General features: G+C 72.0%; 7 protein-coding genes and 1 pseudogene. 6 read left to right on the forward strand and 2 right to left on the reverse strand.

The window, feature by feature from the left end; genetic code table 11:
• Window positions 1-358: 358 nt before the first annotated feature.
• Entirely contained in the window at window positions 359-3,580 is a 3,222-nt protein-coding gene (locus tag RKD20_RS10545; RefSeq protein WP_424877499.1) for an AfsR/SARP family transcriptional regulator, read from the reverse strand.
• Window positions 3,581-4,061: 481 nt separating this feature from the next.
• Between RKD20_RS10545 and RKD20_RS10550 the strand changes: the two genes are divergently transcribed.
• The gene (locus tag RKD20_RS10550; protein WP_424877500.1) at window positions 4,062-5,102 is read left to right on the forward strand and encodes a lysylphosphatidylglycerol synthase transmembrane domain-containing protein; all 1,041 of its coding nucleotides are present in this window, start codon (window positions 4,062-4,064) and stop codon (window positions 5,100-5,102) included.
• Between the two features lie 84 nt (window positions 5,103-5,186).
• Window positions 5,187-8,228 (forward strand): beta-N-acetylglucosaminidase domain-containing protein, encoded by a 3,042-nt coding sequence (locus tag RKD20_RS10555; protein ID WP_424877501.1) that lies wholly within the window; start codon window positions 5,187-5,189, stop codon window positions 8,226-8,228.
• 93 nt (window positions 8,229-8,321) lie between these two features.
• Here RKD20_RS10555 and RKD20_RS10560 read toward each other — a convergent pair whose 3' ends face one another.
• Entirely contained in the window at window positions 8,322-9,086 is a 765-nt protein-coding gene (locus tag RKD20_RS10560) for a sugar isomerase domain-containing protein (protein WP_424877502.1), read from the reverse strand.
• A 119-nt stretch (window positions 9,087-9,205) separates the two neighbouring features.
• Here RKD20_RS10560 and RKD20_RS10565 point away from each other — a divergent pair, with 119 nt between their 5' ends.
• The 4 genes and pseudogenes from RKD20_RS10565 to RKD20_RS10580 all read left to right on the forward strand — a co-directional run bounded on the left by RKD20_RS10565 (window position 9,206) and on the right by RKD20_RS10580 (window position 16,590).
• On the forward strand, window positions 9,206-10,090 hold the full coding sequence (locus RKD20_RS10565; protein ID WP_424877503.1) for a MurR/RpiR family transcriptional regulator: 885 nt from the start codon (window positions 9,206-9,208) through the stop codon (window positions 10,088-10,090).
• Window positions 10,091-10,221: 131 nt separating this feature from the next.
• Window positions 10,222-14,437 (forward strand): annotated as a pseudogene (locus tag RKD20_RS10570) (NEW3 domain-containing protein).
• Window positions 14,434-15,099 (forward strand): peptidyl-prolyl cis-trans isomerase, encoded by a 666-nt coding sequence (locus RKD20_RS10575; protein WP_424877504.1) that lies wholly within the window; start codon window positions 14,434-14,436, stop codon window positions 15,097-15,099. Before RKD20_RS10570 ends, RKD20_RS10575 begins: the two are co-directional and overlap by 4 nt.
• Before the next feature lie 117 nt (window positions 15,100-15,216).
• The gene (locus tag RKD20_RS10580; RefSeq protein WP_424877505.1) at window positions 15,217-16,590 is read left to right on the forward strand and encodes an extracellular solute-binding protein; all 1,374 of its coding nucleotides are present in this window, start codon (window positions 15,217-15,219) and stop codon (window positions 16,588-16,590) included.

Raw genomic sequence — 16,590 nt, forward strand, 5'->3', positions numbered from 1 at the left:
GCACCACCGACCCCCACACCCGCGCCACACCACGGCACCCCGCACCACCTACGCCCGCACCCGCCGAATCGCGGCACACCCAAACCGCCGCCCCCATCACACCACCGCACCCCGTCCCGCCTACGCCAGCTCCCGCACCGAACCAGGGCACCCCGCACCACCGACCCCCACACCCGCGCCACACCACGGCACCCCCGGACCACCGACGCCCGCACCCGCCGAATCGCGGCACACCCAAACCGCCGCCCCCGCCACACCACGACACCCCGCACCACCTACGCCCGCACCCGCGCCGAACCAGGGCACCCCGCACCACCTACGCCCGCACCCGCCCCGATCCGCGGCACACCCGCACCACCTACCCCCGCTCCCGCGCCTCCCGTGCCCCCGATTCCCGGAAGAAGCGCATCGCCTCGGTGCGGGCGCCGGAGGCCGTGTCCGTCTCGCCGGCGGCCTCCCACACCTCGGCCAGGTTCCACAGCGTCCGCGCGCGCCACAGCGGGAGCCGCAGCGCCTCCCAGAGGGACAGGGCCCGCTCCAGCGGGTCCCGGGCGCTCCCGGCGTCGCCGGCGGCCAGCCGCCACTCCCCCAGCGTCCGCAGCACCAGCGCCTCGCCGAAGCGGTCCTGCCGCTCGCGAGCCAGCTCCAGGCACCGCCCGAGGCGTTCGCGCGACGCGTCCAGGAGGCCGAGACGCAGCTCCACCTTGGCCAGCGACTGCTCCGTGTACATCACGCCGAACGTGTCGTGGAGGCCGGCGAAGATCCGCAGCACGTCCCGCAGCAGCCGCTCGGCCTGCGCGTACTCCCCTTCCGCCCGGTGGCACAGCGCCACCGCGCGCAGGACCAGCGCCTCGCCGTGCCGGTCGTCCTCCGCCCGGTACAGCTCCAGGGCCTGCGCGAAGGCCTCGCGGGCGGCGGGGTCGTCGCCCTGTTCCCGGTACACGTAGCCGAGTCCGTACAGCACCCGGGCCCGGGCACCGCGGTCGTCGAGCCGTCCGTACCCCTCAAGGGCCCGGTTGAGCAGCTCCAACGCCTCACCGTAGCTGGCCTGTTCACGCCGGGCGGTGGCCATGCCGAGCAGCGCCTGGGCGGCGCCCTGGACGTCGTCATGGGCCTCGAACAGCCGCAGCGCGTCCCGGTAGTAGGCGTACGACTCCTCGAACTCGTCCTGCTCGTAGCGCAGTTGGCCGAGGCCGGTGAGGAGCCACGCCTCGCCCTCGCCGTCCCCGCTGCGCCGCACCGCCGCCATGGCCGCGGTGTGCGAGCGGGACCATGCGTCGAACTGGTTGTACAGCGCGACCGAGCTCGCGATGAGCGCGCCGGCGAGGTCCCGGGCGGCGCGGTCCATGCCGTGGTCGGCGCAGTACTCCACCGCCGCCAGCAGACCGGCCTGTTCGGCGGCGAACCAGGCCGCGGGCCGCGTGAGCAGCTCCTCCTCGGCCCGCGGATCGGCCGGGTCGAGGGGCCGTACGGCGGCCGGTTCGGGGAAGTACCGTGCCGCGCCGCCGGGGCCGCGCGCGGCGGCCTTCTCGGCCAGCCCCAGCCAGCACTCCACGAGGCGCCGCACCGCCGCCGCCCGCTCCTCGGCGCTCTCCTCCGACAGACAGCGCTCGCGTGCGTGTTCCCGGGCCAGGTCGTGGATGCGATAGCGGCCGCGGCCGGTGCCGTCCACGCCGATCACATCGATGAAGTGGCAGTCCACCAGCCGCTCGACGGCCTCCTCGGCCTCCTCCGTGCCGATGTCCAGCAGGGGTGCGGCGATCCAGGCCGCGAAGTCGGGCAGGTCGAGCAGGGCCAGCCGGCGCAGGGCGCGCTGTTCCTGCGGGTCGAGGTCGGCGTAGCCGAGTTCGAGGCTGGTGCGCAACTCCAGGTCCCCGGCGCGCAGTTCGTTGAGCCGGAGCCGCTCGTCCCGCAGCCGGGCGGCGAGCCGGCCGGGCACCCAGTGCGGCCGGGCCGCGAGCCGTGCCCCGGCGATGCGCACGGCGAGCGGCAGCCGCCCGCACAGGGAGACGATCTCGGCGGTCTGTTCCGGCTCGGCGCGCACCCGGTCCGCTCCGGCGACCCGGCGCAGGAGTTCCAGGGCCTCCTCCTCGTCCGGCACGGTCAGATCGAGGTGCGCCGCGCCCTCCAGCGCCACCAGCCGGCGCCGGCTCGTGACGAGCACGGCGGAGCCGGGACCGGGCGGCAGCAGCGGCCGTACGTGCGCCTCACCGGCGGCGTTGTCGAGGATCAGCAGGATGCGGCGGTGCCCCGTGCAGGTGCGGTACAGCCCCGTCAGTTCCTCGACGGAGCTCGGCAGGGTCTCCGGTTCGGCGCCCATGGCGCGCAGCAGCCGGGCGAGGGCGTCGGCCGGTTGCAGGGGGGCGGTGTCGGCGGCCCGCAGGTCCACGAACAGGCGGCCGTCCGGGAAGAGTTCCGCGGTGCGATGGCCGACGTGGACGGCGAGCGCGGTCTTGCCGGTGCCGGAGCGCCCGGAGACGACCCCGATCGGCGGGGCGGTGCGGCCGGGCTCGTCGACGCGGCCCAGCAGCGCGACGGCCCAGTCGATCTGCTCCGACCGGCCGACGAAGTCGGCGATGTCCGGGGGGAGATGGGAGGGGGCGGGTCTCGGGACCGGCGTGCCCGGTCCGCCGCCGACCGCCGCCGTGCGGTCCGTGGTCCGCTGCCGGGTCTTCGCGGCGGCGGCGGTTTCCCGGGACGGGGGGCCGGAGCCGGGGCCGGGCGGCGAGGGGTCGTGGGAGCGTGCGCCGGAACCGAGAAGTGACGGGCCGTGGGAGTGTGCGCCCGGGCCGAACGGCGAGGGATCGTGCGGGCGGGAGCCGGGGCCGAGCAGTGCGGGGTCGTTGGTGAGGACGGCCTTGTGCAGCGCCCGCAGTTCGGGCCCGGCGTCGATGCCCAGCTCATCGCGCAGGACCTCGCGGCCCTCCTGGTAGGCGCGCAGGGCGTCGGAGACCCGTCCGGTGCGGAACAGGGCGGTCATCAGCTGGCCGCGCGGCCGTTCCCGGAGGGGGTGGGCGGCGACGTGCGCGAGCAGAGGCGCGATGGCGCCGTCCGCGCGGCCGAGCTCCAACTGGAGGCCGAAGGACTCCTCCTGGGCGACCAGCCGCAGTTCGGCCAGCCGGGCCGCCTCGATCCGGGCGAACGACTGGTTCAGCCCTTCGAGGGCCTCCTGCCCCCGCCACAGCCCCAGTGCCTCGGACAGCAGCTCGGCGGCCTCCTCCGCGCGGCCCCCGGTGGCCCGGGCCCGGCCGGAGCTGAGCAGTTCCTCGAAGCGGCGGGCGTCGACCTGGGAGGCGTCGAGATCGGCCACGTATCCCGGGGGCCGGGTGCGGATCACCTCCGCCTCGCCGACGCGGGCCAGGGCGCGGCGTACCGCGGAGACATGGGTGGCGACGAGGGCGCTGGCGGTGGCGGGCGCCTGCTCGTCCCAGACACAGTCCATGAGCCGTTCGGTGGAGAGCACCTCGCCGAGGTGGACGACGAGTGCGGACAGGACCGCCAGGGGTCTGACCCCGCCCAGCGGGGCCCGTCGGTTCCCTTCCCACACCTCCACCGGACCGAGAAGACGTACCTGGAGCATCGTTCCCCGATCGCCGTACCGCCCGCCCCACAGATGCGTGTTCGACGATATCGACGGGCGGTGTCCGAGGACGACGTGAGCCACGCCTTCCTGGCCGGATCCGGCCAGTCGGCCGCCGTGCGCGGGCCCAGCAGCGGGGCCCGACACCGGTACGAAGGGGCTGTTTTCCCGACTCCCTCTCCGGACGGCGGTTGACTGGATTTCGACGGTGTCCACAACTGCCCCTCATCTGAGGGACGGCTGGTCGGGAGCGTTCGTATGAGCGCTCTCCGATATTTGTCGCAGAGCGCTCTCCGATACTTCTCGCGCCGGAAGACCGGTCGCCGCACCTCGTGTCGCCCACCCGCCCGCACTCCTTCGACTGCCGGACATTTGAACGTCACACCGGGAGGGAACGTTTCCCTCGTCCCCTCTGCATCGCCTTGCCTCCGTCATGCCCCGTGTCCCGCACGGGGCATGACGCGAAAGGACGACGTGCGCCGTGTCCCTGCTTCCGCTCGAAGGTCCCCCGGGTCCGCTCCCCGCCGCCGCCCCGGTCCCGCTCCCGATCAGCACCCCGGCCCCCGCTCCCGCCGGTTCCCGCCGCCCCCTGACCCGGCTCACCCGCCGCCTGGTCACCGTGCTCCCGCTGCTGCTCATCGGCATATGGGCGGCGCTGGACTGGCGTGCCCTGTACGACGGCACCGCGCGGCTGGCCTCGGCCGACCCCGGCTGGCTGCTCGTCGGGCTCTTCTACACCTGCCTGGGCTGGGTCTCCGCCTCCGTCGTCCGCCAGGGCGCGCTGCCCGAACGGCTGCCGTCGGGGCTCCTGGTGGCCTCGCAGTTCGCCGCGGGCGCCGCCAACCATGTGCTGCCGGCGAGCCTCGGCGCCCACGCCGTCACCCTGCGCTTCCTCCAGGGGCAGGGCATCCCGCTGGCCCGCGCCACCGCCTCGCTCGCCCTGTACGCGCTGGTCAGGCCGATCGCCAAGACGCTCGTCCTGATCGGCTTCCTGGTCGCCCTGCCGGATCTGCTGCGGCTCGGTGATCTCGTCCCGGACCGGCGCATGCTGTTCCTGCCGCTGGTGGCCGCGGGACTCGGACTCGGCGCCACGCTCCTGCTGTTGACCCTGGTCCGCCCGCTGCGCCGCCCGGCGGTCACGTTCGTGCGCACCGCCCTGACCGACGCCCGCCGTCTGCACACCATGCCCAGCCGGATCCTCGCCCTGTGGGGCGGCGCGGCCGCCGCGCCACTGCTCCAGGCGAGCGTGATCCACGCGGTCGGCGCCTCGCTCGGGGTGACGCTGTCCTGGGCGCAGGTCGCGTTCGCGTACCTCGCCGCGAGCAGCGCGGTCGGTTCCGTGCCGGCGCCCGGTGGCATCGGCCCGGTGGACGCGGCCATGGTCTTCACCCTCGCCGCCTACGGCGTCCCCTTGAGCGTCGGCACCGCGACCCTGATCGGCTACCGCGTCCTGACGGTGTGGCTGCCCCTGTTGCCCGGGGTGCTCTGCATGTCGGCCCTCGTCCACCGGAAGGTCCTGTGAACACCTGGCGACAGCCACCCCATTGAATGATTCATTCAACACTCCTAGCATCATCAGGTGGATTCATTCATCAATATCAGATGCATGGCCGCCGCCCTGCTGCTGGCGCTCGGCCTCTCGGCCCCCGTCGCCCCCGCCTCGGCCGAGCCCCGGCAGCCCGTGCCGGAGGTATGGCCGACGCCCCAGAAGATGACCGTCGGACCCGGCCGGCTCCCCGTCCCCGACCGGGTCGTCGAGGTGGTCGGACCCGGCACCGATCCATCCGCCCGAAGAGTCGTCGAGGCAGCCCTGAAAGCGGCCGGGGCGGAGCGCATCACGAGGGTCGACGCCGGTGACCGGCCGCCCCCGTCCGGCCTGACCGTCTACCTCGGCGGCCCCGGCGAGAACACCGCCACCGCCCGGGCCCTCACCCGCCTGGGCGCCGCCTCCCCGTCCGGCCTCGCCTCGGGCGGCTATGTCCTGGCCTCCGGCCGCAGCCACGGCCAGGCCCTCCTGGCCCTCTCCGGCGTCGACGCCACCGGCACCTTCTACGCCGCCCAGACGCTGCGCCAACTCCTCGACACGAAACACGCCTTGCCCGTGATCACGGTCCGCGACTGGCCCACCGCGGCCCTCCGCGGAGTCATCGAGGGCTTCTACGGCACCCCCTGGACGCACGCCGAGCGGCTCGCCCAGCTCGACTTCTACGGCCGCACGAAGCAGAACGTCTACGTCTACTCCCCCAAGGACGACGACTACCTGCGCGCCCGCTGGCGGGACGAGTACCCGGCGGCGGCGCTGGCCCAGCTGAAGGAACTGGTCGACCGGGCCGACGCCGACCACGTCCGCTTCACCTACGCCCTCTCCCCCGGCCTGTCGGTCTGCTACTCCTCACACGCCGACGTCAAGGCGCTCACCGCCAAGTTCGACTCGCTGTACGCCATCGGTGTCCGTTCGTTCGCGATCCCGCTGGACGACATCAGCTACACGAAGTGGAACTGCCCCGAGGACGAGCGGGAGTTCGGCACCGGCGGCAGTGCGGCCGGGACCGCGCAGGCCCGACTGCTGAACACCGTCTGGAAGGACTTCTCCGCCACGCACACGGGGCTCCAGCCGCTGGAGACGGTCCCCACCGAGTACTCCGACCTCGCCGACTCCCCGTACAAGAAGGCCCTCAGGGAGCGGCTCGACCCGTCCGTGGTCGTGGAGTGGACCGGTGTCGGCGTCATCGCGCCCACCCTCACCACCGACCAGCTGAAGCAGGCCCGTGAGGTCTACGGCCACCCGATCCTGGTCTGGGACAACTACCCGGTCAACGACTACGTCACCAGCCGCCTTCTCCTCGGCCCCTACACGGGCCGCGAACCCGGTGTGGCGAGTGCGGCCACCGGTGTGACCGCCAACCCGATGGTCCAGGGCGAGGCGAGCCGGATCGCCCTGTTCACCTCGGCCGCCTATCTGTGGAACCCGAACGCCTACGACCCGCGCCGGGCGTTCCTCGCCTCGGTCCGGGATCTTGCGGGCCCCAGCGCCGCCAAGTGGCTGCGGATCTTCGCCGAGAACAACTACTCCTCCCAGCTGAACGCGACCGAGTCCCCCACCCTCACCCGGCTGATCGCCGCCTTCCGCGAGGCCTACGAGCACAACAGCGGACTCGACCGGGCGGCTGCCGCGTTGAAGGCCTACTTCGCCGACATGGCCGCCACCCCCGCCCAGTTGCGGGCCCGGCTCGACAACCCCGGGTTCCTCGACGAGACCTCCGCCTGGCTAGACAAACTCGGCAGCTACGGCCGCGCGGGCGGGACGGCCGTGGACCTGCTGCTGGCCCACAAGGCCGGTGACACGGACGCGGTCTCGACGTACTGGACGCGACTCCAGCAGGAGCGGAAGGAGTTGGACGCCGTCCCGCAGCAGGTCTCGCCGGGCGTGATGGACCAGTTCCTCTACACAACAGTGCTGGAGAACGCGCCCGATCCCGGAGTCGACGCCTCCTTCTCCCCCGGCGCGATCTCGTTGAAGCCAGGGGCGTCCGCGACGGTCACCCTGAAGCTGTCCGACGCTCAGGCAAAGACGGTCAGTTGGAAACTCGACGTGCCCGAGGGCGTCACCGCCACCCCCTCGGAAGGCACGGCGACGACCCCCGCGTCCGTCACCGTCACACTCACGGGCAGGACGGAGGGCGTGCACTCGGTCGTGGCCGAAGGCGCCGGAATCCTCGAACGGGCACTCCCGGTCCAGGTCACCGACGGCACCGGCACACCCCGCGCCCTGACGGCGAACTTCAGTGGTGCGTCGGTGAGTTCGATCGACCTCGCCTCCGGCACGACGAGGGACATCGCCGTCGGTGACAACCCCGGCGAGGTGGTGGTGAGCGCGGACGGCCGTACCGCTTACGCGGCCAACCAGGGCTCGAACACGGTCAGCGTGATCGATGTGGCGAGCGGAAAGGTCACCGCCACCGTCGCGGTGGGCAAGGTCCCCGCGGGCCTGGCCCTCACGCCGGACGGCGACAGCCTCTGGGTCGCCAACTACACGGACGGCACAGTGCAGTCGATCGACACGGCCACTCTGCGGGCCGGTACACCGATCCAGGTGGGCGGCGGTCCCGAGAACATGGCGATCACGCCCGACGGCAGGACCCTGTACGTGGCCGACATCCACGACAACACGGTCAGCCCGGTCGACCTCACCACCGCCAAGGCGGGCACGGCGATCCCGGTCGGCCCCAGTCCCTTCAACGTGGTGGCGGCGCCGGACGGGAAGACGGTCTACGTCTCCGACTCCGGCGGCTCGACGGTGACTCCGATCGACACGGCGACGAACGAGACCGAACCGACCTTCCTGGTCTCCGGCCAGGCGTACGGCCTCGCCCTCTCACCGGACGGCCGAACCCTGTGGGTCAGTCCGAGCAACGGCGACAGCGTCACCCCCGTCGACACGGCGACCGGCGCACCGGGCAAGCGGGTGACCGTCGGAAAGTCGGCGTTCGACGTGGCCCTGGACTGGAACGGCAGCACGGCCTACGCCACCACGGCGGACGCCAACACCCTGGTCCCGGTGGACACGGCGACGAACACCGTCAAGTCCCCACTGACGACGGGCGCCTACCCCCTGGCGGTAGCCCTGACTCCAGTACCGGTGGAGTGACGGCAGGTCGACACACATAGGGGCGCGGGGAACTGCGCGACCAGCCCCCACCGGCCGCCAGTTCCCCGCGATACGCCAACCCCTCGCAAGAACCTACGTAGCAGTACGCCGAACCCGCCCCGCGTACCGCTTCTCCAACTCCAGGTTGCCTTCGAACCCACCAGGCACATTGGCCGACACGTAAACCGGCGGCCTCTCCCCAGACGCGAGCAGCAGACCCGACGCCTCCGCCACAGCCATCTGCACCAGCATCACCCCGGTCAGGGTGGACAGCGCCCCCACCGCCCCACCCCCCGGCAACGACAGCAACGCGTCCCCGACCGGAGCCGCGTTGTCCAGCACCACGTCCGCCAGGTCCACGAGCTTCTTGCCGCTCTCGTGCCCCGCGGGAACCGCCGCCGTGTGCGTGCGGGAGGTGATGGCGAGGATCTTGTGCCCCTGCTGCTTGGCGTGCAGCGCCATCTCCACGATGACGTTGTTGACGCCGGAGTTGGAGATGATGACGAACAGATCCCGGGCGTGCGGCGCGGCCAGGTCGTAGAGGCGGACGGCCACCCCCGGCTCGCGCTCCAGCAGCGGGTCGTCGAGGACGCTCGGGTCGTCACCGCCGTAGAGGACGAGGTCGGAGATCTGGAGCCGGTTCGTGGGCACGAGCCCGCCGGCGCGGCCCGCGACCTCCAGGACCATCGCCTGGGAGTGGCCGGTTCCGAAGGCCTGGATCACGCCGTCGGCGCGGATGCAGTCGGCGATCAGCTCGGCGGCGCCGCGCACGTCCTCGCGGGCGGACTCGACGACGTGACGGAGGACGTCCAGGCTCTGTTCGGCGAAGCCCTGGGCGCTGACTGACTCGACAGACACGCGACACTCCCCACTGATGGATTGAACCACCATACAATCAGCCATCGATGAATCAATAAACCATACTGCGGTCCTGGTATTCAATCAGTGGCCCTAAGGGTGGCTGATACCTTCTTGCCATGCCTCCGACCGACGTCACCACCCTGATCCGCACCGAACTGCCCCGGCTGGCCGGTTCACTGCGGAAGGTCGGCGAGCTGATCCTGGAGGATCCGGCCGCCGTCACCCACTGCTCGGCCGCCGAACTGGGCCGCCGCACCGGAACCTCGCAGGCCACGGTGACCCGGTTCTGCCGCGCCATCGGGCTGGAGTCCTACCAGCATCTGCTGATCGAGCTGGCCCAGGAGCGCGGTCGCGGCGAGGTCTCCGACTGGGGCTCGGCCGAGATCGGTCCGGACATCTCCCCGGACGACAGCCTGGAGCGGGTCGTCCAGGTGGTCGGCAGCGCGGACCTGCGGGCGATCCAGCAGACGATCGAGCGCATCGACCTCGACGCCCTGGAGCGCGCGGCCCAGGCGCTGGCCAGGGCCCGCCGCATCGACGTGTACGGCGTCGGGGGCAGCGGCGCGGTCGCCCAGGAGACCGAGACCCGGCTGTTCCGCATCGGCTGCCAGGTCCGCGGCTGGACCGAGGTGCACGGCGCGGCCACCTCCGCGGCCCTGCTCACCCCGGCCGACGTGGCCATAGGGATCTCCCACTCGGGCGCCACCCGCGAGACCCTCGAACCCTTCGAGATGGCCAAGGAGCGGGGCGCGACCACCATCGCCATCACCACCGACCCGCGCTCCCCGCTGGCCAAGGCCGCCGACATCCGGCTCATCTCCGCGACCTCGGAGACCAGTTTCCGCACCGGCAGCATCGGCGGCCGGCACTCCGTCCTGATGATCGTCGACTGTCTCTACGTCCGGGTCGGCCAGGTCGCCTACCAGCGGGCCAGCGCCTCCCTCGCCCTCACCGACCACATCACCCCGCAGCACGCGGTGAAGGCACGCCGGACGCGTTGACCTAGTCCAGCGGCACGTTGACCGTGTCCGATCTTGCATGGATGAACCACCGAGATAACACAAAGATGGTTGTTTGAATCATCCTCTCGGTGCCAGGATGGGGCTCCCCCGAGTCATCTCGTAGGAGCCCCATGCGCGTCACCTCTGTTGAGTCGACCGAGCTGTTCGTCGGTACACCCGAGCAACCGCTCCAGGTGGTGTCGGCCGGGATCGAGCACCTCCCGGGCCGCTCGGTCCACGTGCGGGTCGAGGGGCACGGCACCGGGGAGACCGTCGTCACCGTCGGCGAGGACGGCACCGTCCGCGCCGAGATACCCGTGACCGGCGCCGGCGGACCGATCACGGTCACCGCGGCCGACGGGGACGAGACCGCGAGCGCCACCGGCGAGTTCACGGTCGCCGAGCCCGGCTGGACCATGTTCATGGTCAGCCACTTCCACTACGACCCCGTCTGGTGGAACACCCAGGGCGCCTACACCGAGACCTGGGACGTCGCCGACGACCCGGCCCGCACCGGTCTGCCCGCCCGTACCTTCGACTCGCGCGGCCAGTCCGGGATGAGCCTGGTCCGGGCCCACTCCGACCTGGCCCGGCGCGACCCGGCGTACACCTTCGTGCTGGCGGAGGTGGACTACCTCAAGCCGTACTGGAACGCCTTCCCGGAGGAGCGCGGCTTCCTGCGCGAGCTGATCCGCACCGGCCGCGTCGAGATCATGGGCGGCACCTACAACGAGCCGAACACCAACCTCACCGGCGCCGAGGCGACCGTACGCAACGCCCTGTACGGCGACGGGTACCAGCGGGCGATCCTCGGGGCCTGCCCGGAGACCGCCTGGCAGCTGGACGCGTTCGGGCACGACCCGCAGTTCCCTGGGCTGATGGCGGACGCGGGGGTCACGTCGAGCTCCTGGGCGCGCGGGCCGTTCCACCAGTGGGGGCCGACCCTGTCCGTCTTCGGGGAGGAGCCGCGCGACCCGCAGCGGATGCAGTTCCCGGCCGAGTTCGACTGGATCGCCCCCTCGGGGCGCGGGATCCTCACCGCGTACATGGTCAACCACTACGGCGCCGGCTGGCGGATCGACAACGCGCCCACACTGCCGGAGGCGGAGGCGGAGGCGTTCAAGCTGTTCCGGGGTCTCAAGCAGGTCGCGCTCACCCGCAACGTGCTGCTCCCGGTCGGCGGGGACTACGCGCCGCCGTGCCGCTGGGTGATGGACATCCACCGGGACTGGAACAAGCGGTACGTCTGGCCACGCTTCGTCTCCGGCATCCCCCGGGACTTCTTCGCCGCCGTACGCGCGGAGCTGGACGCCGAGGGACGCAGGGCCTCGCCGCAGACGCGGGACATGAACCCGGTCTACACCGGCAAGGACGTCTCCTACATCGACACCAAGCAGGCCCAGCGGTACGGCGAGACCCTGCTCGCCGACGCGGAGGCCTGGGCGACCCTCGCCTCCCTCGTCACCGGGCACCCCTATCCGGACGCGGCCCTCGACAAGGCGTGGCGGCAGCTCGTCTACGGCGCCCACCACGACGCCATCACCGGCTCCGAGTCGGACCAGGTGTACATCGATCTCCTCACCGGCTGGCGGGAGTTGGCCGACCTCGCCGAGACCGTGCAGGCCGACGCGACGAAGGCACTGGCCGACCGGGTCGAGCCGGGCAGTGGGCCGGACCTGGTGGTCTTCAACCCGGTCACCCTGGGAACGACAGGACGTGCTGAGCCTCGACGACCCGGGTCTGGTACCGGTCGGCGACGACTTCCAGCCGCTGCCCGCGGTGCGCGAGCAGGACGGCACGCTCCGGGTCGTCGTCCCGCAGGTGCCCGGCATGGGCCTCAAGGCGCTGCCCCTGGCGGCCGGTTCGCTCCCCGGCTGGACCTCCGGCGAGGGCACGACCATCCGCAACGAGTTCTACGAGGTGACGGTCGATCCCGCGCGCGGCGGCGCCGTGAGCAGCCTGCGGTCCGTCACCGGGGAGGGCCGCGAGCTGCTGCCCGCCGGTGACATCGGCAACGAGCTGGTCGTCCAGGAGGAGTTCCCGCGGCACCCGCGCTTCGGCGAGGGCCCCTGGCACCTCACCCCGACCGGCACGACCGCCGCCCGAAGCCGGGACGTCACCGCGGACATCGACGTCGAGCACTCCCCCGCCGGGTCCCGCATCACCGTCCGCGCCGACCTCGGACTCTTCACGTACACACAGAAGCTGACCCTCTGGAGCGGCGTCGACCGGCTCGACGTCTCCACGACGATCGACGGCTACGACGGCGAGGACCGCCTGATCCGGGTCCGCTGGCCCTCGGACGTGCGGGGCGGACTGCCGGTGCACGAGGTCGCCGACGCGGTGATCGGGCGGGGGTTCGGGTTCGTGGAGGTGAACAGCGAGGAGTTCCCCTGGACTTTGGACAACCCGGCCAACACCTGGTTCGGGCTGGGGTCCACGGCACGGGTGGCCCTGCGCGACGACTCCGGCGCGCTGCTGGGCCAACGGGCCTTCGGCGTGGCCGAGTTGGTGTACACCGACTGGGACGAGGCGGGTGAGCTGGGCGCCCCGCTCGCGGCCGCCCTGGTCCGCGCGGGCGTCACCGCGACCTCGACCGTCGCGGGCGGCCCCCGCTACGGCGACCTCGAAGTCGACTCCAACCTTCCCGACATCCGGATCGCCGTCGGCGGCCCCAAGCACAACTCCCTGGTCGCCGAGGCGCTCGCCATGGACCCGGCCGCCGGCCGCGAACTGCGCCGCCAGATCGCCCACCAGGGCGTGGCGGCCGTCTGGGTCGCTCCGCGCGCCTCCTTGCGCGAGGAGTGGGTGCCCGGCGCCGACCTGCGCGACCTGGAGCGGCTGCCGTTGCTGGTGATCGCCGGCGCCGACCCCTCGGGGGACGCCAAGGCCGTCGACGCGCTGATCGCGGACCTGGAGGACTTCACCGTCACCGCCACGGCTGCGGGCGGTGGCGAGGCGCTCCCGCCCGGTGACGCCTGGGACGGGCGCGGCTTCGCCGTCCTGAACCGGGGCACGCCCGGCTGTGTGGTCACCACCTCCGGCGACCTCTACATGTCCCTGATGCGTTCCTGCACCGGCTGGCCGTCCGGCATCTGGGTCGACCCGCCCCGCCGTACGACCCCCGACGGCTCGGGCTTCCAGCTCCAGCGCTGGTCGCACACCTTCGAGTACGCGGTCGTCGCGGGCGAGGGCGACTGGCGGGACCTCCGACTGCCCGCGCGGGGCCACGAGTTCAACCATCCCCTCACGGCCCGCGTGCGCGGCGAGGGCAAGTCCGCGCTCCTGCCCCGCAGCACCTCCCTGCTGGAGGTGGAACCGGCCCGCGAGGTGCTCCTCGACGCCCTCAAGCCGCTGGGCTCCCCGCTGGCCAGGGGCAGCGCGGCACCCGTGGATCCGGGGCGCGGAGTCGTCGTCCGCGTGCACGAGGTCAACGGTCGGCCGGTGCGGGCGCGGGTGCGCGGGCCGGTCGCCTGGACCGAGGGCGCCCGGGCGGACGTACTGGAAAGGCCCGGGGAGTCCCTGCTCCCGGACGGCGAGGGGGCGCTGGAGGCCCGGCTCACCGGTTTCGAGGTGGCCACCGTCGTGGCCACGCCCCCGCAGGCGCCGGAACCGGGGACCGACCCCGGGATCGCGGCCCACGAGCCCGCCCAGCCCGTCCACACCCGCTACTGGCTGCACAACTCCGGGCCCGCCCCGCGCGGCAACATGCCGGTGTCCGTCTACCTCTCCCCGACCGCGCTCACCGCGACCGGCCCCGTCACCGCGACCGTGCGGATCGGCTCCGAGCTCACGGACACGTCGGCGAACGGCACGGTGGTCCTCGACGTGCCGCCCGGCTGGACCGCCGAGCCCCCCGAACTGCCGTACGCGCTCGGGCCCGGCGGCTTCTCGCTGGCCGAGGTGACGGTGACACCGCCACCGGGCGCCGAGCCCGGCCGGCACTGGCTCACGGCCAGGCTGTCGTACGGCGGCCAGACGTACGAGGACGTCGTGGGCCTCGACGTACCAGGCGGACCGCCCCCGGGGCAGGGCCTGGTGTGCGACCTGGCCGCCGACCGGGTCACCGTGCGCAGGGGTGAGCGGGCTCAGGTTCCGGTGAGCCTGCGCAACTCCACCCGGGGCCCGGTCGGCGGTCAGCTGTGGGCGGTGTCGTCCTGGGGCACCTGGCAGGGCGTGGCGCCCGGCCTCCAGGGCTTCACCGTCCCCGGCGGGGAGCAGCGTGAGTCGGTGATCGAGGTGGACGGCTCGCTGATCCCCCCGGGCACGTACTGGCTGCTGGCGAAGGCGGCGTGGAACGGCCAGGTGGCGTACACGAGAGCGATTCCTCTGGAGGTGACTCCGTGACCACGGAACACGCGGCACTGATCAACGGCGAACCGCTGCCGACAGATCGGGTGAACGCCTTCTTGGAAACGCCCCCTGGGGGCGCGGGGAACTGCGCGACCAGCCACGACGAACCCGCACCCGCCAGACGGCCCCAGGAAGCACCCTCTGTCGCGAGACAACGCCGCCGCTGGGCCACGCAAGTGATCGTCACCGACGAACTCGCCCGGCGAGCCTGTGCCGACCGGGGCCTGAACCCCCCGCCCGAAGTCTCCCCGGCCAAGGTCCTCACCCTGGCCGAATCCGACGTAGCAGACCTGGGCAGCATCGTCGCGGCGGCGTTGGCCCACTCCCCCGCCGTCCGCACCCTCCTCGCCGCCCTGGAAGCCGAACAGACGGTCCCCGAGACGGCCGTACGGGACTACTACGACCGCAACCAGGACCGCTTCCTCACCGCGGACGCCCTGAGGCGTGGGGCGGACCCCTTCGGAGAGACGGCGGCACCGGAAGACCTCCTGCCGTACGACGCCGTTCGCGAGGACATCGCACGCGAGCTCCGCAGGGCGGCCGGCCGCCAGGCATTTTTCGGTTGGCTGGACCAGGCACGCGGCGGCGTGACCTACTCCCACGGGCACGAACATCCCGGCGACCCGTCCCACCCGGACCACGAACACCGTCACTGATCTCGTACGGAACCTAAACGCAACACGGGAAACCATTGACCTCCGATGAATTCTGGTCCACCTTTTCATCAATCGGAGTCGGAGTTGGTTCATTGAACCAGCCGTGGAGGGCATCACATGCACGCAAAGAGACTGACCCGCACCCTGACCTGTATCGCCGTTCTGTCGCTCGCGGCCACCGGCTGCGGCCTCGGCGGCGGCTCCGACAGCGGTGACGCCACCGCCGGCGGCTGCAAGGTCGACAAGGGCAACGTCGGGTCGGGGAAGCTGACCGGGGACGTCAAGGGCACGATCACCTTCCAGACCACCAATCTGAAGAAGGACTTCGGCGACTTCTTCAACGGAGTGATCGCGGACTTCCAGAAGGCCCACCCCGGCACCAAGGTCAAGTGGATCGACGACCCCGGCGACAACACCTTCACGAGCCGGACCGTCGCCGACGCCCAGGCCTGCACGATGGCCGACGTCATCAACGTCAACGCGCCCACGGCGACCGCCCTCACCAAGGCCGGCTACCTGCTCGACATCGGCACCAAGGACCCGGACGCCGCGGGGCCCTTCGTCCCGTCGTTCTGGAAGACCGCCACCTTCGCGAACGCCTCGGGCACGGCGATCCACACCACGCTGCCCTGGTACACCGGCGGTGTCCTGCTGACGTACAACAAGGACCTGCTGGAGAAGGCCGGTGTCGACCCGGCGAAGCCGCCGACGAGTATCTTCGGGCTCTTCGCCGACTACGAGAAGGTCGCCAAGGCCGCCGACGGCAAGTACTTCGCGACGATGGCCAACCCGATCTGGCGCATCCCCGCCGACTTCGACCAGATGGGCATCAAGGTCCTGTCCGCCGACGGCAAGTCCGCCGTGTTCGGCGACGACCCGCGCACCACCCAGTGGGTCGCGTGGATGGCGAAGCTGTACAAGGAGGGCGCGATGCCGAAGGACTCGCTGTCCTCCAGCAACGACCCCTCCACCCTCTACAGCCAGGGCAAGGTCGCCTACGGCTCGACCAACCCGAGCTTCGTGCGGTTCGTGAAGCAGAACAGCCCGTCGGTCTACGCCAAGACGGCCGTCGGCCAGCAGCCCTACGACGCCCTCGGCGTCGCCTCCGCCGGCGCCCCGCAGTACATCTCGGTCGCCGCGACCAGCAAGCACGCCCCGGTGGCGCTGTCGTTCGCGGAGTTCCTCACCAACGCCGAGAACCAGACGGCCTGGTGCAAGGACCCGGCCGTGGTGATCTTCCCGACCACCACCGAGTCGCTGAGCGACCCGTTCTTCCAGAACGTCACCGGCAGCGACCCGTTCTCCCAGGCCCGCAAGCTCGTCGCCGACCAGCTCAAGACGGCCTCCACCAACCAGACCAACCTCTCCCCGGCCGTGCAGAACGCCATCGTGTCCCAGGTGCAGCTGGCCATGCAGGGCAAGAAGAGCGCGGCGGACGCCGTCAAGGACGCCCAGGAGAAGGCGAACGAGCTGCTGAAGCAGGGCAGCTGA

The sequence above is a fragment of the Streptomyces sp. SLBN-8D4 genome, from assembly GCF_049739545.1.
In the GTDB taxonomy this organism is placed as follows: domain Bacteria; phylum Actinomycetota; class Actinomycetes; order Streptomycetales; family Streptomycetaceae; genus Streptomyces; species Streptomyces canus_C.

What these genes read in the sequence shown, in the direction of transcription:
- RKD20_RS10545 (WP_424877499.1), bottom strand. Translation starts at nt 3,580, where the DNA reads ATGCTCCAGGTACGTCTTCTCGGTCCGGTGGAGGTGTGGGAAGGGAAC.
- RKD20_RS10580 (WP_424877505.1), top strand. Translation starts at nt 15,217, where the DNA reads ATGCACGCAAAGAGACTGACCCGCACCCTGACCTGTATCGCCGTTCTG.
- RKD20_RS10555 (WP_424877501.1), top strand. Translation starts at nt 5,187, where the DNA reads ATGGCCGCCGCCCTGCTGCTGGCGCTCGGCCTCTCGGCCCCCGTCGCC.
- RKD20_RS10565 (WP_424877503.1), top strand. Translation starts at nt 9,206, where the DNA reads ATGCCTCCGACCGACGTCACCACCCTGATCCGCACCGAACTGCCCCGG.